15 protein-coding genes and 2 tRNA genes are annotated in these 19,389 nt (G+C 35.7%); 6 read left to right on the top strand and 11 right to left on the bottom strand.

Features of this window, described 5'->3' with window-relative positions:
- Positions 1-199: 199 nt before the first annotated feature.
- Entirely contained in the window at positions 200-742 is a 543-nt protein-coding gene (gene smrB, locus ABN212_RS13085; protein WP_109370928.1) for an endonuclease SmrB, read from the top strand.
- A gap of 88 nt (positions 743-830) precedes the next feature.
- On the opposite strand, the gene sixA is transcribed toward smrB, so the two are convergent.
- From sixA to ABN212_RS13065, 4 genes are all read right to left on the bottom strand, one after another.
- A complete protein-coding gene (gene sixA / locus ABN212_RS13080; RefSeq protein WP_196533845.1) occupies positions 831-1,304 on the bottom strand; it encodes a phosphohistidine phosphatase SixA in 474 nt (157 codons plus the stop codon).
- A gap of 387 nt (positions 1,305-1,691) precedes the next feature.
- Positions 1,692-3,848 (bottom strand): fatty acid oxidation complex subunit alpha FadJ, encoded by a 2,157-nt coding sequence (fadJ, locus tag ABN212_RS13075; RefSeq protein WP_198619750.1) that lies wholly within the window; start codon positions 3,846-3,848, stop codon positions 1,692-1,694.
- On the bottom strand, positions 3,848-5,152 hold the full coding sequence (gene fadI, locus ABN212_RS13070; protein ID WP_109370932.1) for an acetyl-CoA C-acyltransferase FadI: 1,305 nt from the start codon (positions 5,150-5,152) through the stop codon (positions 3,848-3,850). The genes fadJ and fadI overlap by 1 nt, the downstream gene beginning before the upstream one ends.
- A gap of 234 nt (positions 5,153-5,386) precedes the next feature.
- Positions 5,387-5,683, bottom strand: coding sequence for a YfcZ/YiiS family protein (locus tag ABN212_RS13065; protein WP_006533378.1), 297 nt, complete (start codon positions 5,681-5,683; stop codon positions 5,387-5,389).
- Positions 5,684-6,028: 345 nt separating this feature from the next.
- Between ABN212_RS13065 and fadL the strand changes: the two genes are divergently transcribed.
- Positions 6,029-7,384 carry a long-chain fatty acid transporter FadL gene (fadL, locus tag ABN212_RS13060; RefSeq protein WP_198625804.1) on the top strand — a complete coding sequence of 452 codons (1,356 nt, stop codon included), beginning with the start codon at positions 6,029-6,031 and terminating at the stop codon, positions 7,382-7,384.
- A gap of 79 nt (positions 7,385-7,463) precedes the next feature.
- Here the strand turns inward: fadL and mlaA are convergent, their stop codons facing one another.
- From mlaA to ABN212_RS13035, 5 genes are all read right to left on the bottom strand, one after another.
- The gene (mlaA, locus tag ABN212_RS13055; protein ID WP_109370934.1) at positions 7,464-8,201 is read right to left on the bottom strand and encodes a phospholipid-binding lipoprotein MlaA; all 738 of its coding nucleotides are present in this window, start codon (positions 8,199-8,201) and stop codon (positions 7,464-7,466) included.
- A 208-nt stretch (positions 8,202-8,409) separates the two neighbouring features.
- Positions 8,410-8,604, bottom strand: a complete 195-nt coding sequence (locus ABN212_RS13050; RefSeq protein ID WP_198619748.1) for a hypothetical protein — start codon at positions 8,602-8,604, stop codon at positions 8,410-8,412.
- A gap of 224 nt (positions 8,605-8,828) precedes the next feature.
- Complete coding sequence (locus tag ABN212_RS13045; protein WP_198619747.1) at positions 8,829-9,125, bottom strand: fused DSP-PTPase phosphatase/NAD kinase-like protein; 297 nt, start codon at positions 9,123-9,125, stop codon at positions 8,829-8,831.
- A 188-nt stretch (positions 9,126-9,313) separates the two neighbouring features.
- A tRNA-Arg gene (locus ABN212_RS13040) sits at positions 9,314-9,388 on the bottom strand.
- A gap of 196 nt (positions 9,389-9,584) precedes the next feature.
- On the bottom strand, positions 9,585-10,361 hold the full coding sequence (locus tag ABN212_RS13035; RefSeq protein WP_109370937.1) for an AraC family transcriptional regulator: 777 nt from the start codon (positions 10,359-10,361) through the stop codon (positions 9,585-9,587).
- 104 nt (positions 10,362-10,465) lie between these two features.
- Here ABN212_RS13035 and ABN212_RS13030 point away from each other — a divergent pair, with 104 nt between their 5' ends.
- The 4 genes from ABN212_RS13030 to phsC all read left to right on the top strand — a co-directional run bounded on the left by ABN212_RS13030 (position 10,466) and on the right by phsC (position 15,797).
- Positions 10,466-11,269, top strand: a complete 804-nt coding sequence (locus ABN212_RS13030) for a sulfite exporter TauE/SafE family protein (protein ID WP_198625806.1) — start codon at positions 10,466-10,468, stop codon at positions 11,267-11,269.
- Between the two features lie 879 nt (positions 11,270-12,148).
- Positions 12,149-14,428 carry a thiosulfate reductase PhsA gene (gene phsA / locus ABN212_RS13025; RefSeq protein ID WP_198632661.1) on the top strand — a complete coding sequence of 760 codons (2,280 nt, stop codon included), beginning with the start codon at positions 12,149-12,151 and terminating at the stop codon, positions 14,426-14,428.
- 14 nt (positions 14,429-14,442) lie between these two features.
- A complete protein-coding gene (locus ABN212_RS13020; protein ID WP_198625808.1) occupies positions 14,443-15,021 on the top strand; it encodes a 4Fe-4S dicluster domain-containing protein in 579 nt (192 codons plus the stop codon).
- Positions 15,018-15,797: a thiosulfate reductase cytochrome B subunit gene (gene phsC / locus ABN212_RS13015; RefSeq protein WP_109370939.1), complete on the top strand. Its 780-nt coding sequence runs from the start codon at positions 15,018-15,020 to the stop codon at positions 15,795-15,797. The genes ABN212_RS13020 and phsC overlap by 4 nt, the downstream gene beginning before the upstream one ends.
- A gap of 924 nt (positions 15,798-16,721) precedes the next feature.
- Here phsC and ABN212_RS13010 read toward each other — a convergent pair.
- Together ABN212_RS13010 and ABN212_RS13005 are read right to left on the bottom strand one after the other, a co-directional pair.
- Positions 16,722-17,024: a helix-turn-helix domain-containing protein gene (locus ABN212_RS13010; protein ID WP_196533856.1), complete on the bottom strand. Its 303-nt coding sequence runs from the start codon at positions 17,022-17,024 to the stop codon at positions 16,722-16,724.
- Positions 17,025-19,225: 2,201 nt separating this feature from the next.
- A tRNA-Val gene (locus ABN212_RS13005) sits at positions 19,226-19,301 on the bottom strand.
- Positions 19,302-19,389 lie beyond the last annotated feature (88 nt).

Here is a 19,389-nt window from a genome sequence, read left to right as displayed (position 1 = left end):
CAACGTTTTATGTTCCACAGATATCATGAGTAGAGCAACTTGTTAACCAGCCTATATTTGCTAACTATGTGACTATTTCGGCAGGGTAAATTCCCTGCCTTTTTTTATGCTAAATTTATAGTCTATATTTTTTATCTCTAACACTATTTCATGTACTATTGCCTGATAAAGACAGTAACACTATGAAGAATCGTAAAAAATGAATAAAAAATTTTCATTGCCGCCTTCTGAAATTGAGTTATTTCAGGAGATGATAAAAGGCACTAAGAAATTAGCTCAAGATAAAATACTTCATTCACCAAAACGTAAAAAAGTGACACACTACGCTGTTGAACGTTTACAACAAGAGCAAGTTGACGCCTCTTATTATTTTTCAGATGAATTTCAACCTAACTTAGCCACAGAAGGCCCCATGCGCTATTTAAGAGAAGGCGCTAATGCTTATGAATTAAAAAAACTACGTCGTGGTGATTATGTACCTGAGTTTTTTCTAGATTTGCATGGATTAACACAACTAATTGCAAAACAAGAGATTGGCGCATTAATTGCGGCATGTAGACGAGAGCATGTTTATTGTGCCTGTATTATGCATGGTCATGGCAAACATATTTTAAAACAACAAACGCCACTTTGGTTAGCACAACACCCTGATGTAATCGCTTTTCATCAAGCCCCAAAAGAATGGGGAGGCGATGCTGCATTATTAGTCTTAGTGGAAAACGACGATATCGCTCGCCGCTAAACCCAAAAAATTCTATCGCATTAACCCTTAAATCACCTATCAGGTGAAATAAGGTGTTAATTACTTACTTAGATAATTGATTTAAATTTCATTTCAATGTTGAGGGTGACACTTGCCATAGCAACTCCCCTGCTCCTTTTGATAAGTCAAAATCAACACAAGCAATGGTTGATGTTGAAAACATAGGAGCACACACAGCTGGGCAGAGTTCAGCGACAACATAGCCAACTAAAGGTAAGTGAGAAATAACAAGAATATTTTTATATCCTGTATCTCCCAAGGCACGTAAGTAATGTGCAACATGTGAAGGATTACCACCGGGGATAAGCCCATCATCTATTTCTATTTTACTAGGTAGCGCTAAATCTGCTTTTACGGCATCCAATGTCTGTTGAGCACGTAAATAAGGACTAACTAAAACATAATCGATTGTATGTCCCTGCGTTGTCATCCATTCAGCCATTTTTATTGATTCACTTTTCCCACGTTCAGTCAGTGGTCTTAGTGCATCGCTAGCAGCATCAAGAGCCGCTTCTCCGTGGCGCATAATAAAAATTTGCATAGTAAATTATTAAACCTATTTTATTTTTGTAATTACTGGTATTTACACTTGTAAGATACTTAATTTAATTCATTTTAAATCAATATGTTCCCATATAAAATCGTCAATACCCTAATTGCAATAGCATTATTAATCTTTTTAAGGTCATGCCCTTGGTTTACAAATTAACATCATTTTCAGAATTTTATTTTAAAAAGCTTTGTTTTTAAATTTATTTTCAAATAACTATTTTGCCATATCTGGCTATAATTAACACTTTCGACCTCTTTTTCCATTAAAAATTCACCAATTATTAATCTGACGCAAAGAGTACAAGAAAAAAGGCGCCTAAGCGCCTCAATCAAAACAAATGTCACAAAAGGAAAAAGCAATGGTAAAGAGATGATATTAATCGTAAAAACGTTCATTTCGTTTAGCCATTTCCACTAAACGCTCACAAGGGCGATATTTTTCTCCATATTTATCGGCAAGTTGGTTAAGTTTTTCTTCCACCTTTGTTGTTCCCATACTGTCCATATAACGGAATGGGCCACCAAAAAAAGGAGGAAAACCGATACCAAATACAGCACCAATATCACCATCTCGTGGTTGCTTTATAATATTCTCATCTAAACAACGAACCGCTTCATTTAACATTAATAATAAACAGCGTTCCGTAATTTCAGAGGAAGACAATTGGTTTTTAGGCTTAATTTGTAATAGTCGATATATGGCTGGATCAGGTTGTTTTTTATTTTTACTGAATGAGAAAGGTAATGCATGTTTTGCATAAAGATAAAAACCTCGTCCATTTTTACGACCTTTTCTATCATCAGCAATAATGGCATCCACAGCAGGAGGAGAGGCAAATCTTTCACCAAATGCATTCACTAATATTGGTGTTATTTTTGTGCCAATATCAATACCCACTTCATCCAATAACTGAATAGGCCCTACAGGGAAACCAAACTGGACAAGTGCTTTATCAATATTCTCAATAGGCTCCCCCTGTACTAAGCAGGTCAATGCTTCGCTGATATAAGGAGCAAGGATACGGTTGACGTAGAATCCAGGTTTATCACCAACAACTATTGCAACTTTGCCCTGTTTTTTAGCAAAAGCTACCGTTGTAGCAATCGTTTTTTCATCCGTATTTTCATGTGGAATAACTTCAACCAAAGGCATTTTTTCTACTGGACTAAAATAGTGAAGCCCGATCACTTTTTCTGGGTATTTTGCTGTTTCTGCAATTTTATGAATAGGAAGCGAAGAGGTATTTGAAGCAAAAATAATTTTACCTTTCCCCACGCCTTCAATATCTGCGACCATCTTCTGTTTTAAAGCAAGATCTTCAAAAACAGCTTCAACAATAATATTTGATTGATGGAAACCGCTGTAATCCAAGGAGCCCGAGAGCAGCCCCATTTGGCGCTGACGTTCACGTGCAGATAATCTTTTTTTACTCACTTTGGCTGAAAGCGCTTTCCAACTATAATTAAGTGCCTGAGCAATTCCCTTATCACTGATATCTTTAATTCTTGCTGGTAAATTACCTTTTGTCGCCGTGACAAAGGCAATACCACCACCCATTAATCCACCACCTAAAATACCGATATGATGCAAATTATCTGGTTTTTCGGATGATCCTGTCTCATTCTTAAGTGCCGTAGAAGCAAAAAAGAGATGTCTTAATGCAGATGAAACTGGCGTCATAGCAAGTTCACCAAACGCATTTGCCTCTTCTTTAAACCCTGCTTGAATATCTTTTTCAAGACCACGTTCTATAACATGAAGAATACGCTCTGCTGCTGGATAGTGGCCTTTTGTCTTTGCCAATGTACGTTTTTTCGCTTGCCCAAAAAGAATATTTCTACCTAACGTTGTATTGGCCCAAAAACGATCCATCACTGAATGTTTTTTCTGTTCTTTTTTACCCAATAAAATCCATTTAGCAGCAACTTCTAATAGAATATCTTGTGAGACAACATCATTTACAAGACCTAATTTTAAGGCTCTCTTCGCATTAACTTGTCTCCCCGTTAAGATCATATCTAACGCAGATGTCACACCAATAAGACGTGGTAAGCGTTGAGTACCACCGGAGCCAGGCAGCAATCCAAGTTGCACTTCAGGAAGCCCTAAACGCGTTTTGCTATTATCAGAACAAATTCTCCCATGACAGGCTAAGGCCAATTCAAGCCCTCCGCCAAGGCATGCGCCATTAATAGCGGCCACAACTGGCAATGGGTAGTTTTCAAGTTGAGTAAAAAGATCCTGTCCTGCTTTTGCTAATGCACTCGCCTCTTCTTTAGTTTTACAACCCGCAATCATGGAGATATCCGCACCCGCAATAAAACTGTCTGTTTTACCTGAGGTGATAATTAATCCTTTTACACCAGAATGTTGCTGAGCTTGCCTTAAAACATCTTGAAATTGCTGCACAAACTCTGCTTTTAGCGTGTTTACTTTTTCACCAACAACATCGATGCTGATAACACCCACTTTGTCATTACGAACTGAGAACTGAAAAACAGATGATTTTTCTAGTGTTGTTTGTTGTTCCATTATTCCACCTCCAAAATCATCGCTGCACCCAATCCACCCGCAGCACAAGCAGTGGTTAACCCAAAACCTCCACCTCGACGTTTAAGCTCATGTAGTGTCTGTGTGACCATTCTTGCGCCAGTCGCAGCAAAGGGATGTCCATAAGCAATAGAACCGCCTAGTACATTAAATTTATCCATATCCACTTCTCCAATCGCCTTGGATAATCCTAGTTGCTCTTTAGCAAACCGTTCACTGGCAAACAGCGTCAAATTACTGAGTGTTTGTGCGGCAAAAGCTTCATGCATATCAATTAACGTTAGATCACTCAATGCAAGACCTGCGCGAGAAAGCGCAAGTGGTGTGGCATATGATGGCCCCAATAGCATATCTTTCCAGACATCTGTCGCTGTAAAAGCATAACTGCGTAAATAACCTAAAGGTTGATAACCAAGACTTTTAGCAACAGATTCTTTCATCATTAATACCGCGGCTGCGCCATCCGTTAATGGCGTACTGTTTGCGGCGGTGACACTACCATGTCGACGATCAAATGCCGGTTTTAGTTTGGCGTAAGAATCAAGAACAGAGTTTTTACGGATATTATTATCTTGATGGAAACCTTCTTTGTAAGGCGGAAAAAAAGCGGTCATCACTTCATCATTTAGTTTTCCCATCTCCCATGCTTTAGTTGCTAATTGATGGGAACGATGTGCTAATTCATCTTGAGCAACTCTAGAAATATGATAAGTCTTTGCCATTTGCTCTGCGGTGTCTCCCATGCGTAATCCTGTTGAATACTCAGCAACGGCAGGCGCTACAGGGAGCAAATCTCGAAATCGTAATTGGCTTAAATAACTTAATCGTTGACCTAATGATTTAGCCTTATTAAGACTTAATAAAACATCTGCAAGCTTTTTACTAACACCAATAGGCAAAACTGAAGACGAATCTGCGCCACCAGCAATACCGACAGAGACATGTCCTGCCATCATACTTTCAGCAACATTAGCAATCGCCTGAAAGCTTGTTGCACATGCTCTTGTTACACTATAAGCATCAGTTTTTACACTTAATCCTGCACCGAGCACTATTTCTCTAGCAATATTAGGTGCTTCTGGCATTTGAACCACTTGTCCGAAAACAAGTTGATCAATAATTTCGGGAGGAATTTCATTGCGAGTCACTAATTCTTGAACCACTGAACGCCCTAATTCAACCGCAGGTATTCCTCGATACGCAGTCGCTTGTTTAGCAAAAGGTAAACGTAGCCCGCTGACAATGGCGATGCGATCTTTCATAGCACTGTTCGTTGATGACTTCATAACGGCTCCTGACAAAATGATTTCCTAACACCAAAGAGGTCTGACCTGATAATAGTGTTAACAAAAATTTCACTTTTCAGAAACGTCATTTTACGAGAAGTGGGAGTTAGCGCTCAATATTTCGATGAAATGTCTGAAACTTAACAATAATGATAGAAAAGATAATGGTGTGATCGAGAGAGATAAAAAAGGCTGTTGAATTTCAACAGCCTTAAATCTATTAATTTCAGAGGATTAACGTAATCCCAGCTGGAAAATTAGGTTTTCTGCTTCACAAGAGAATGTAAAATCAGCGGTTAGTTGAACACCACCATCAACATCAGCAAATTGTTGATTAATTTTGCAAGGCTCTGAAGCGATAGATTGTGCTTTTGCACTAAGTTGATCTAACATTGCTTGCGCCTGTACTTTATCAGCGAAGACATGCTGATATGACGCTGTGCAATTCTTATTGTCAATAATAGTACCCACATCTACACAACAGCAAGCAGCGGTTTCTTCTGCACTACAACGATTAATTGCGTCTGCCATTTTAGTCTCCCAACGAAAGAAATGTTAATTATCTATCATAATCATAAAAAAATAAAATAAACTGCTTTAGCTCAAATTTTATTACAATTTTACAAAAATAATTGATTTTTCTGTTTATTTAACAATCAAAAACATCTTTATTGGGATATTTTGTGAAAAATATGTTAACCAAATCCCAATTATTGAATCAAAATGGAAATATTTGTAAAACATACTTGCAACATTTAGGGTGATCAACTTTATACTTAATCAACTGGTCTGATTTGTCATAACGACAACCGCACCTAAAATCCAGCGCTTCTAATCAGAAGTTACTAACTTAAAAAAATTATGAGGGTTTAGGTCATGAACCGTAAAAACCTGTTTACTCGCACAGCACTAGCTGCCATTGTAGGAGCAATCTCCTCTCAAGCAGGCGCTGCCGGTTTTCAGTTAAATGAATATTCAACTTCAGCACTAGGGCGTGCATTTTCAGGGGAAGGCGTTATTGCCGATGACGCAAGCGTAGGTAGCCGAAACCCAGCTGCACTGACTATGTTTGATCGCCCCGAATTTTCTGTCGGTGCTATTCTCATTAACCCAGGCGTTGATGTTAAAGGTAAATCCCCTCTAACAGGTACTGATACCACTGCAAAAGATATCGCACCAAGTGCATTAGTACCTAATATCCACTTTGTAGCACCCATCAATGATAAATGGGCCATTGGCGCATCAGGTACAACAAACTTTGGTTTAGCGACAGATTTCCCTAACGATTATCCTGCAGGACTTATCGGCGGTAAAACTGATCTGAAAACCATGAACTTAAACTTAAGTGCAGGTTACCGTGTAAATAACCAATTTAGCGTAGGTTTAGGGTTAAATGCTCTTTACGCTGATGCGGAAATTACTCGTCATGTTGGTGAAGCGGGTAAAGTGTTAGGTGGCGCATTATCTCAAAAGCCTGGCATGGAACAATTAGGTGGTTATTTATCAAGCTTATCTCCTAGCGATCGCTTTGCTCAGTTAAAAGGTGATGCATGGGGCTTTGGCTGGAACGCAGGTCTATTATACGAATTTGATGAAGGTAACCGTATTAGCTTCACTTATCGCTCTAAAGTAAAAGTGAAATTTAAAGACGGTGAATATCAAAGTGATTTGCGCCCTATTCCACAACTCGAAGGAATGGGAATTGTCGGCACTAACGGCGAAACCATTAAAGGTAAGCTGGATCTTAACCTACCTGAAATTTGGGAATTTGCAGCTTACCACCGTGTTGCACCAAAATGGGCTGTTCACTATAACTTCGCTTACACCAGTTGGAGTGCGTTTGAAGAGTTAAGAGCAACACGTAAGAGCGATGGTCAACAACTGTTTAAGAAAGAAGAAGGCTTCCGTGATGCATGGCGTGTGGCTTTAGGTACAACCTATTATCACGATGATAACTGGACATTCCGTACCGGTATTGCCTTTGATGATAGCCCAGTTCCCGCGGATAAACGTTCTATTTCCATTCCAGACCAAGATCGCTTCTGGTTAAGTGCTGGTACAACTTATGCATTTAATAAAGATATGTCTGTTGATGTAGGCTTAGCGTATATGCACGGTAAAAAAGTCACAATCAAAGAGAAATTATCTGAAGATTTACCATTGCCTGCTTATGAATTTGAATCATCAGGTAAAGCATGGTTATACGGTATGAACTTTAACTACCGTTTTTAATTTTCACTGTATTTTTATACAAAAAATGGTCTTTTTTAAGACCATTTTTTTTATTTATACATAAAACTAACAGCAAAGGTTAGTCAATGGAATCTAAGTCATCTTCGATGGCTTTCGCATTAGGGTTTTCTTTTACTGTACCCGCTTGGAAGTCATTACTTTGGAAATAGGCTTCACGCATCATTAGATAAGGATCAGACGAGTTTTGTAAAATTGCATCAGAGTCGAGCAATTGTGCTCGTGTTTCAATGCCTTCTAATGCCCATTTACCCGCCGACATCCAAAATGTTAAATAGCTCAGCATAGGATACGTTAAATCAGCCCAATCACCACCTTCTTCACGGACAGTAAAGCTACCATAGCCCGGAACAACAACATAAGGGCCATAATCCATACCATAATGCCCTAATGTGCTACCAAATCGCATTGGGACTTCTTTTTCCATCGTCTCTTTAGACATGCCAGCAACATCTATTAAACCGCCCATACCAAAAACGGTATTAATCCAGAAACGACCAAAATGTTTTGCACCTTTTTCAAAGTCACCACGCAATACGCTGTTTACCATACTTGCAGGCTCTTCTAAATTACCTAAAAAGTTAGATAAGCCATTTCTTGCTGGTGGTGGCACATAATCACGCCAAACAACGGCAACTGGACGTAAGATATAGGGGTCTAAAACATAGTAGTTAAAATCAAACATCTGGCGGTTAAACCCTTCTAATGGGTCAGAGCGCCCCTCCCCATTATTAGGGGTACTTGCACATCCTGAAAGTAAGGCGACTGAAAGAGCAACACCGCACAGGCGATACTTCATAATGTTCTCCGCTAATTATCTTATGATGAGCAGCATCATAGTTCGCATATTCATAAACTCTACACATAATACTGTCAATGCATGATAAGTGGTACTTTTATTAGGTTTTGATCTTATAAGATAATTCGGGTTTTGTGATTACCTTATCGAGCTGATTTAAAATATTAGCCCAATATTATTAGGCTAATATAAAAATACATGGTGTGATTTAATTATATTCTTTTATCGCTAATGGCTCTTCTGGATCTAAGTATGAAAAATGCTTTTTTAGTGAAGGTTTACCAGAAATATGAAAATCATCTTTAACCACTAACGTGCCATTTTCAGTATAAAAATTCACTAAATACTCAAGATTTTCGTCAGTAACAGCTTGGTCTGCATTGGTTATTAATTGCGTTAGCAATTGGGTATATTGTTCCAATTCTTCAGTAGTGAAAATATTCCTCTCCTTATCTTTAAGCCAGATAAGGAATTTAAATAAAAAAAACGCTCATCAGGAGAGTTCTTAAATACAATCAATTACCACCACTAAGTGATGGTAATAATAATTGCTGGAAAAGTTGTATAATATGACATAAAAATAAACCTTATAAATAGACTAAATAAAATCTAGCAGTAATTTATTTTTTAAACAAAAAATACAGGATCAGACGTGCTATTTATTTTACGCAATATCTCAATAACGTCCTTATCAGTAATTCTATTAGCGTTCATTTTTACTTGGAAGGTTTCTAATTGTGTCCCTTTTGCATCATCACTATCACTATGATATTCGCGTAAGTTAATAATCGTTTTGATGCCTTGGGCTTCTAACCATTTCATTTCACCCGGTGTTGGCTGTCCTGAACGATAAACTTTTTCTGAAACTTGATAGAAATTTTCAGGAGGTACAAGAATATCAATTAGCCTAGAGTTACACCCCACCAGTAGAAAAAAATAAGTAATAAATAAAAATTACAGATATCGAATATCATTAATTGATTTTATGTCCATATAAAAACCTAAATATATTATTGGTGATTGAACGAAGAAGTAAAACAAGGGTGATAATAGCGTGAACTGATAAACACTGCTCTAGGAATAATATTTAAATTTACAGGATGGGTAATAGATGGCGTTCCCTACAGGGATCGAACCTGTAACTAGCCCTTAGGAGGGGCTTGTTATATCCATTTAACTAAGGGAACATACGTAATAAAATTAAGTACAACTTATGGACGGGCTATATTCTACCCCCCTCACTCTCTATTAATCAAGTTTTAACGCACTGATATTGGAAGGAATTTTTTTGTTTCTTTTTTGAACAATGTAATTTGGCTTAAAAACCATCTGATAAATATCAGCATCAATGATTATGGTTTGTTCTTATATATGTCTGTTCTATTAAAACTCTTTCAGTTGTTTTAAAAACAATTTCGGTGAATATCCCATCTCTTTATTAAACATCGCACTAAAGGCGCTCGGATTTTCATAACCCAGTTCTAAAGCAACTTCAGTAACTGAATCACCTCTCTTTAAAGCGGTTAACGCATACATTAAACACGCTTTTTGACGCCAGTCTCGAAAAGAAAGACCCGTTTCTTTATGAAAAAGACGGGTAAAAGTACGTAGGCTCTTATTTAATTTTTCAGCCCACATTTCTGGTGTCGTGCGAATATTAGGTTGTGACATAAATTCAGTACACAATTCATCTAATAAAGCATGTTGCGGTAATGGTGTAAAATAAGGCAATGGCTTAGCATGAGCTAATTCATGACAAAGCAAAGTCAATAATGCACTATCTCGTCCACCTAAATCATAAAGTAAAGGAAGTTCATTGGCCGAAAGTAATAGCTGATGAAGCAGAGGGGAAACTTGTAAAACCTCACAATATTCTGAGTGACGAGGAATTTTATTAGGCTCAATATAGAGACTATAAGTACTACTCCCCAACATCAGCACTTGATGTACCTTTTCTGCTGGGATCCACACGCCACTGTAAGGTAATACAATCCATTGACCATCTTCTGTTTTAACTTTCATTACCCCATTAGGGGCATATAAAAATTGAGCTCGTCGATGATGGTGAGCTTCAAGTAATGTGTCATAAGGATAATCAGAGCCTAATGCTAAAATATCACGAGGAAGGTTATCCACACTGTTGATATCGATATTACGCATAATATTTAAATTGTCCTAAATTCGTATAAATTTGTCATTATCGCGTGGGTAAGCCATCATTTTATTCTATATTGTTAATCTCCTGACTCAACAGGAGATTTGAAATGACACTCTGGCTGATTTCTTTTGGTTTAATTTCAGGCATCACAACATGGTTATTTGGCTTTGGCGGTGGCTTTGTCACTGTTCCCTTACTCTATACACTTATTCTTACACTCTGGGGAATAGACAGTTTACCTGCTGAACATGCTATGCAAATCGCAGTTGCTACCTCTGCATTAATTATGTTGTTTTCTGCGACAGTCACAACCATTAAACACCATAAGGCCAAAAGGCTTGATTGGAATATCATGTCCATTTTGTTTATTGGTATCGCTTTTGGTGGGATCTTAGGTGCTCTTCTCGCCTTAACAGTTGAAGGTGTGTGGATCAAATGGATCTTTATTGGTTATCTTTTTGTCACTATATTAGACTGCTATTTTCGCCCCGGTTTTATGGCTCCTACTCACAACTCAAAAAAAGTGACCAAAGCAAAAGAAAGCATTAATGGTACAGTAATTGGTATTATTGCCGCTTTTCTAGGGGTTGGTGGAAGTGTGATGACAGTACCTTTATTGCGCCGTAGAGGAACACCAATGGCACAATCAGCAGCAATCGCCAATGCATTAACCTTACCTTTAGCACTCACTGCAACATTCACTTATGTCGCCCTCTCTTTTACGTCACCTTTAAATAGTGAATCTGGTTTTATTGGTTATATTTGGCTAAAAGCTGCACTTATTCTGATTTGTAGCACTTGGGTTGGCTTGAAGATCTCTGAACGCTTTTTATCTCGTATTCCCGACAAATGGCATGCAAGAGTCTATCCTCTGTTACTGAGTCTTGTTTTGATTGTCATGCTGTTTTAAATCCTTTCTTCTATGAAGAGACAAAGGCAATAAACAACGAAAAAAACAATAATGGCTACACATAAAATAGTGGCAAATGGTGGTTTTTAGTATTCAAAAAATCGCCATTTTTTAACATTTCACCTTATCTTTTTCCTACGCACCTTCACTTAGCATTAATGATATTAAGACACATAAAACAAAAAATATCTCTTTTTGACAATCACGATACAGTTCCATAACTATTAATATCATTAATTAATATTTAAACATAATGAACAATAATTTATAAATTGTCTCGTATTTAGCATCAGTTTGTTCACGTTTTACTGAGCCTTTTTTGTATTATTAATCACCAATTTATTTTTCTTTTTTATTTGTATTTATCATCAAAATAATAAGTTAGCTGTTTTTCAAAAGAAAATAATTTAAGAAGAAACTGGATTTAAACAAAATAAAAAATATTATTTATTCTGATTTTTAAATAACAAATTAATTACAATATAACGAATTTTCGATATATAAATAATTATATATCGATAGGCTTTTTTGTCAAATTTAAATTATTATTAATCATATATTTTAAATACACTTTAATAAAATAGATTGATAATATAAGCTAGTGAATTTAAAAGAACAATCTACAACTGTTATATCCCTTAAAATCTCCTATTTCTTCTCCAAACTTTTATAATAGTATCCAATGGAGGAAAATAATTATCATTTGATTTTGTCTATTTTAGTTAAATTATTTAGTGACATTTATTAACGTCTTATTCTCTATTATTTATTATTTACAACCAAGTCATCACTTATGGATTAATAAAATGGAGACGCCTTCAAATATTTATTTAACTGTCTGTATATAATATTTAGCTATAAGAAGAAACTGGAGGTTATATGAGTATTAGTCGTCGTTCTTTTATTAAGGGGATGGGAATAGGATGTGTGGGTTGTACCGTGAGTAGTTTACCACCAGGTGCACTTGCATTTAATCCTGTAGATTCTCTTAAGGGTCAGTCAAAATTAACACCTAGCCTGTGTGAAATGTGTTCTTATCGTTGTCCGATAGAAGCTCAGGTTGTTAACAACAAGACCGTTTTTATCCAAGGAAATAGAAATGCGGAACACCAAAGTAGCCGAGTTTGTGCAAGAGGTGGAAGTGGCGTTAGCCTAGTTAATGATCCAAACCGGATTGTCAAACCCATGAAACACAAAGGCCCTAGAGGTGCTGGTGAATGGGAAGTAATAAGCTGGGAACAAGCTTATCAAGAAATTGCAGAAAAAATGAATGCCATAAAACAAAATTATGGTGCAGAAAGTATCTCTTTTTCATCTAAATCAGGTTCACTCTCTTCTCACCTTTTCCATTTGGCAGCCGCATTTGGTTCACCGAACACGTTTACACACGCATCGACTTGCCCTGCGGGTAAAGCCATTGCAGCATCAGTGATGATGGGTGGCGATCTTGCGATGGATTTAGCAAATTCTAAGTATATTATCTCTTTCGGTCATAACCTTTATGAAGGTATTGAAGTCTCTGAAACACACGAACTAATGAGCGCCCAAGAGCGTGGTGCAAAACTAGTCAGTTTTGATCCTCGTTTATCTGTCGTTTCAAGTAAAGCAGATGAGTGGTTCGCAATCCGCCCTGGCGGGGATTTACCTGTTTTAATGGCAATGAGCCATATTCTTATTAAAGAAGATCTTTACGATAAAGATTTTATTGAGAAATTTACCGTTGGCTTCCCACAATTAAAAGACGTTTTACAAGATACAACACCTGAATGGGCTCAAGCACATTCTGATGTTCCCGCTGAAGATATTGTTCGTATCACACGCGAAATAGCAGCAAAAGCACCTCATGCACTGATTATGCCTGGTCACCGCGCAACCTTTAATAAAGAAGAAATCAATATGCGCAGAATGATCTTCACCCTCAATGCCTTACTCGGCAATATTGAACGTGAAGGCGGTATGTATCAGAAAAAAGCAGCTTCAAAATATAATAAATTAGCAGGCATTAATGTTGCTCCTGAATTAGCGAAACCAAGCGTTAAAGGTATGCCTGAAATTACCGCAAAACGCATTGATGCAACAGCACCTCAGTTCAAATACATCAATAAAGGTGGTGGTATTGTTCAGTCCATTATTGATTCAACTTTAGAAGGTGTGCCGTATCAAACAAGAGCATGGATTATGTCTCGTCATAATCCATTCCAAACGGTCAGTTGTCGTCCAGAGTTGGAAAAAGCAGCACAGAAATTAGATTTAATTGTTAGCTGTGATGTGTATTTAAGTGAAAGTGCTGCTTATGCAGATTATCTGTTACCTGAAACCACTTATTTAGAGCGTGATGAAGAGATTTCTGATGTTTCAGGGCTAAATCCTGCTTATGCCTTACGCCAGCAAGTTGTTGAACCTATTGGCGATACAAAACCAAGCTGGTTAATTTGGATGGAACTAGGTAAAAAATTAGGTCTAAGCCAATATTTTCCTTGGGAAAATATGGGAGTTCGTCAGTTGTATCAAGTTAATGGCGATGAGGCACTGTATAAAGAAATCCATAAAAAAGGCTATTTATCTTATGGTATTCCATTGCTATTACGTGAACCTACCTATGTTAAAGCGTTCGTAGAACAATATCCTGATGCGATTAAGCATGTTGATGACAATGATATGATGGAAAAAGCTCTCTCATTTAAATCACCAAGTGGCTTAATTGAAATTTACTCTGAAGAATTAGAAAGCCGTTTAGAAAACTATGGTATTCCACGCTTCCACAACTTCCCATTAAAAGAAAAAGACGAGCTTTATTTTATCCAAGGTAAAGTCGCCGTTCATACTAATGGTGCAACACAATACGTACCATTATTAGCTGAATTAATGTGGGAAAACCCAGTTTGGCTACACCCTGAAACAGCTAAAAATCATGGAATTAAACATGGTGATGAAATCATTCTGGAAAACAGTATAGGCAAAGAAAAAGCACATGCTTTGATCACTGAAGGCATTCGCCCTGACACCGTATTTGTTTATATGGGATCAGGTGCAAAAGCAGGTGCGAAAACAGCAGCGACTACAACAGGCGTTCACTGTGGCAACTTATTACCTCATGAAATTAGTCCTGTATCAGGTACTGATGTGCATACATCAGGTGTCAGAATTAGTCGGGCTTAAGGAAAAAAATAACGATGAACAATAATGATAAACAATTTGTCATGTTACATGATGAGAAACGTTGTATTGGCTGCCAAGCTTGTACTGTTGCGTGTAAAGTCATCAATGACATTCCAGAAGGATTTAGCCGACTTCAAGTCCAAATTCAAGGTCCTCATGACGACGAAGCGGGTAACCCACATTACCAATTTTTCCGTGTTTCTTGCCAGCATTGTGAGGATGCACCTTGTGTTTCTGTGTGTCCTACTGGTGCCTCTTTTATTGATGAGAATGGTATAGTTCAGGTGAAAAAAGAGCTGTGTATCGGCTGTGATTACTGTGTTGGTGCTTGTCCTTACCATGTTCGTTATATCAATCCGATGACGCATATCGCAGACAAATGCAACTTCTGTTCTGATACTCGATTATCTGAGGGTGAATTACCTGCATGTGTATCGGTATGCCCAACAGATGCACTTGCTTTTGGTCGCATCGACTCACCTGAAATTCAGGCTTGGATCAAACAAAAATCCGTTTATCAATACCAATTAGATAATGTCGGAAAACCAAGTTTATTCCGTCGTAAAGAAATCCATCAGGGAGATAAAGCATGACTAGTATCTGGGGAGCAGAACTCCATTATACGCCAGATTATTGGCCTGTATGGTTAATGGCAGCTGGTTTATTAATCGTTGCTATGATAGCAGTATTAGTTATTCATGGCTTACTACGCTATGCCCTTGCACCAAAACACTCTGGTCATTATGAAGAAGAGCGAGTTTATTTATATTCTAAAGCAATTCGTTTTTGGCACTGGGGTAATGCTTTACTGTTTATCCTATTACTATTAAGCGGATTTTTAGGGCATTTCTCTATTGGAAATGTCACTTCAATGGTGCTATTACATAAGATCTGTGGTTTTGTACTTATCGCGTTCTGGATTGGTTTTATTTTTATCAATCTAACAACCAGTAACGGTGTGCATTACAAAGTAAGATTTAGCGGATTAATTGGTCGTTGTATCAAACAAGCTCGCTTTTATCTTTACGGTATAATGAAAGGTGAACCACATCCTTTCGCAGCAACTGAAACTGATAAATTTAACCCACTTCAGCAACTCGCTTACTTAGGTGTGATGTTTGGTTTAGTGCCACTGTTACTTGTTACTGGATTATTATGTTTATATCCTGAAGTCCTCGGTTATGGCTATTGGATGCTAAAAGCACACTTAGTATTAGGAATAGTGGCATTAATGTTTATTTGTGCACACTTCTACTTATGTACACTGGGTGATACTTTCACTCAAACATTCCGTAGCATGATCGATGGTCATCACCGTCACCAGAAACATGATGATCATGGTTCCATAGCAGAAAAAACAGAGCATTAATTTCTCAATATTCCTTCTGTTACGTTTCATTTCCTAAAATGCCCGTTTGAACGGGCATTTTTTTTGATCTTAATTCAGAAATAATTTTATAGTTTTATTATTAGCAAATATATCATTTTATTTACATGTTATTCGGTGTATAGTCGGCGCCCACTCTCGCTATATAAATATTTATGCAATGATATACATTGCATTTGCGATGGGTATCATGAAGATTGGCAAATGAGTGCAGCAATTGGTTATCAAACAGCTTATCGTGCTGGTGGATCAAATCATACCGAAAATGGATTAAGTCCTGCTGTCACATTAATGTTTAAACCTCTCAAAGACTAACTGTTACCGTCTCTTCATATTCACAGCGAAGAGGCAACAATAGCCCATCCCAATGTGATATTAACTACTATTATCCATAGATAGTCATTTAATGATAAATACTTAAATTTTGATCTAATAACGTATTTCCTCCAACGCACACATTTTGTCTTAATCATATTAAAATTCATTCTTTTTAAATTTATTGGTATAAAAGGCATAAGTTATCCGTTTAATAGCTTCAAAAATGTTATCAGGAGGTGAAATCGTGGTGGGTAATATAAGAGGTAATTTTATGGGAAGCTTATTCTAAACAAGTATTAATTAGCTGTTTTTTTCTCATACAAATAAATACGAGAATATATTTCTCTAAGTATGAAATTCTCAGTTCATTTGTAATAAAATTATTCTTTTTTTCTTAAAATTAAAAATTCTCATTCTCTATATACGTAAAATGCCCTAATAAGGGCATTGGTTTCATATAGAGGCTTTATTTCATCTATTAAGAAAATTCTTATTATTAACTAACCAGAGAGACACACTTACATATAAGAATTATCTTACTCAATTTAGTTATTCTAAAATGAGTTACTTTCTAATTTAAGAATATTATTAGAAGATAGAAAGAGCCTTGCTATCGAAATGAGCTGGAATATGTTGTTCATTACGCTCAGTTTCTTGAGCTATTCCACCTGTTACTTCTTCAAAGAAGCTACCAATATTAACGCCTAGTACTTCAAGTACTCTAACTAAGCAATCAATATCAATACGGTTTACACCACGCTCATAACGAAATAACTGTTGTTCACTAATATCAATCTCTTTTGCTAACTGAAATACAGTATAACCTTGAGATTTTCTTAATGACTTAATTTTTTGTCCAACTGCATAAGCGACTGGATACTTGCTACTCATAATATTGTTCTCGCTTTTCACTTTGATTGATATCTAATTTTATAATGGTGTGTTCCTGCGTAATAATATATAAAAATATATACTATCGAGGACACCTTTTTGTTTTAATAAAATATTATTTTTAGTAGATAAGAAATATTACAATTCATAACATGACTTATCATATGTAAATAATATACTACGCATTTAAACACTTTCAACTAGTCGAAAAAAGACAGTGCAAGCACAATGATTTACTCACACTAGTAAAGAATACCTAGGATAATGGTATATTTCCTTTATTTTCATGCATTTAAAATATTTTATTTATAAAATTACGCTTTTTTTTCCTTAAACTTTACTCATTAATTAGAATTATTATCTACTACAAGCTTAATTTAAAGTGTGATTGTTTGAATTGTGTAAAAATAAATCAACTTATATCAGTCTAATTTATTTAAAATAATAAATTAACCTCATAAAGGTAACGATTTTCTTATTTTTATTAAATAGCTTAAGCAATATCAATGAAATCTGATGAGTTTATAAAAAAGTCAATATTACACTTTAATTTCAATGAATTACATGCATTACATTGAAATATGGATATAAATCTCATTTTAAACATTTGTTAATTAATTTATATAAGCATAAACCCTTACTCTTTCAACTAAATATATTTCAAGATCCACAATTCTTTATTACTCCAGAATAAAAAATTATAGATTTAATTACGCATTTTTTTTGAATTTTTATTAATGAATAACTTATTTTAATTTTCAATTAGATTAAAAATCTTCTTTATGAAATAGAAAAAAGGTGAATGTGAATATAAATATTTTTGTTTTATCAGTAAGTTATTTGAAGATTATGCTTATTACCATAAAAACCATTCTTTTTATGAGCATAAAATACTATTCTTTCTTTTTCACTCAAATACCCGTATTTGATGCATTACAAAAATAGTGTAATCATCGCATCTTAAGCCAAATTAACGAGGGAATGAACTATTAAATATCGCCTTTAGCATGATCTAATTTTGTTAAAAAAAACAAAAATTAATCTTTTTACGTCCTAAGTAATCACACCTATTCCATATAAGAGTTATTCTTAGGGCAAAATAAACATTAATATTTTTATATAATTTATATTCCTGCTAAATGCACAATTTTCTCTATTTTTCGTAAAAAATGAAATTAACCACTTCAGGACAAATCAATTAATGATGAAACAAGTGTTTTTTGCTTTATATCATTTACTATCCAGTTCATTATGGTGAAAAAATTGATAAATATCAAATTTTAAGATTAATTTATTTTAAATCATGTAGTTAAATAAGATATTCCGTTCTATCATATCTTTAAAAAAGAAGAATAAAGAAGATAAAACATCATTATATTTTATCTTTCTTCTTGTTAGCGCTATCCTATAGTTTATAAAAAGTAAGAAGTATTAACTATAAAGCCCTATTTTTATCTTTTAATCTTCTGAATTTTTTCTAAAAAAATGCGTGCCACATATTTTTCAATGCTGATTTAAAATGTTTTAACTTACTCATTTTATGAGAGATATTGCTCATAAAAAGTGCTCAAATAATTTATAACCGTGTCTCTGAGGTTATTTAATTTTATTAATAAACTGAAAATGCCTATTTCTACGCCTAAAGAGAGTAGTTCTTTCTTTTTCAGTTAGAATAATTTTTTTAATATTTTCGGCTCAAGATTTGAGCTCCACTTAAAAATAAATACATACTTTCTACTGAGCCCCCTCATCCCAAATGATTAACTTAACAATAGAAGAGTGATTTTCTTTTTAAGCGCCTCCACTTTAAATGATAAAAACATAACAGAATGTAAAAAAGCGTAATAAAGAAACCGACTAATGATCACTTTTCACAGAAAACACAATGCAATAGCAAGTTAAAACAGCCTTAGAAACGAATAGCACCAAAGGAACAAAATAAGCCGCTAAGTATTGCCTTGGGTATAGGGTATATGCCAATACAAGGATTAGGAAAGCATGTGAGTAAAGATATGCGGTCATGAACGGGGCATGTATGAGCAAGATGATAAAACAACAGATATAGAAAAAACAATTAAGGCTTAAAAGAATGCAACTAAACGGCAATAACACAGGTATTAAAAACAAAATAACTATTGTTGCTTGTTTTTGAGAAGTACTAGGGAGAACAAAGAAGAAATTATAACGAAGGAATAAAGAAGTGGTGGGCGGTATTGGGCTCGAACCAACGACCTCCTCCTTGTAAGGGAGATGCTCTACCAACTGAGCTAACCGCCCGCTTTATTATTAAATGGTGGGTCGTGGGCGATTCGAACGCCCGACCAATTGATTAAAAGTCAACTGCTCTACCGACTGAGCTAACGAC

The sequence above is a fragment of the Proteus genomosp. 6 genome (assembly GCF_040139785.1).
In the GTDB taxonomy this organism is placed as follows: Bacteria; Pseudomonadota; Gammaproteobacteria; order Enterobacterales; family Enterobacteriaceae; genus Proteus.
This window is presented reverse-complemented; position numbering and strand designations above follow the sequence as displayed.

Excerpts from the sequence above, each read along its gene's own strand:
- phsA (WP_198632661.1), top strand. The coding sequence starts at position 12,149 with ATGAGTATTAGTCGTCGTTCTTTTATTAAGGGGATGGGAATAGGATGT.
- ABN212_RS13065 (WP_006533378.1), bottom strand. The coding sequence starts at position 5,683 with ATGGCAGACGCAATTAATCGTTGTAGTGCAGAAGAAACCGCTGCTTGC.
- fadL (WP_198625804.1), top strand. The coding sequence starts at position 6,029 with ATGAACCGTAAAAACCTGTTTACTCGCACAGCACTAGCTGCCATTGTA.
- fadJ (WP_198619750.1), bottom strand. The coding sequence starts at position 3,848 with ATGGAACAACAAACAACACTAGAAAAATCATCTGTTTTTCAGTTCTCA.
- ABN212_RS13035 (WP_109370937.1), bottom strand. The coding sequence starts at position 10,361 with ATGCGTAATATCGATATCAACAGTGTGGATAACCTTCCTCGTGATATT.
- fadI (WP_109370932.1), bottom strand. The coding sequence starts at position 5,152 with ATGAAGTCATCAACGAACAGTGCTATGAAAGATCGCATCGCCATTGTC.
- mlaA (WP_109370934.1), bottom strand. The coding sequence starts at position 8,201 with ATGAAGTATCGCCTGTGCGGTGTTGCTCTTTCAGTCGCCTTACTTTCA.
- ABN212_RS13020 (WP_198625808.1), top strand. The coding sequence starts at position 14,443 with ATGAACAATAATGATAAACAATTTGTCATGTTACATGATGAGAAACGT.
- smrB (WP_109370928.1), top strand. The coding sequence starts at position 200 with ATGAATAAAAAATTTTCATTGCCGCCTTCTGAAATTGAGTTATTTCAG.
- sixA (WP_196533845.1), bottom strand. The coding sequence starts at position 1,304 with ATGCAAATTTTTATTATGCGCCACGGAGAAGCGGCTCTTGATGCTGCT.
- phsC (WP_109370939.1), top strand. The coding sequence starts at position 15,018 with ATGACTAGTATCTGGGGAGCAGAACTCCATTATACGCCAGATTATTGG.
- ABN212_RS13010 (WP_196533856.1), bottom strand. The coding sequence starts at position 17,024 with ATGAGTAGCAAGTATCCAGTCGCTTATGCAGTTGGACAAAAAATTAAG.
- ABN212_RS13030 (WP_198625806.1), top strand. The coding sequence starts at position 10,466 with ATGACACTCTGGCTGATTTCTTTTGGTTTAATTTCAGGCATCACAACA.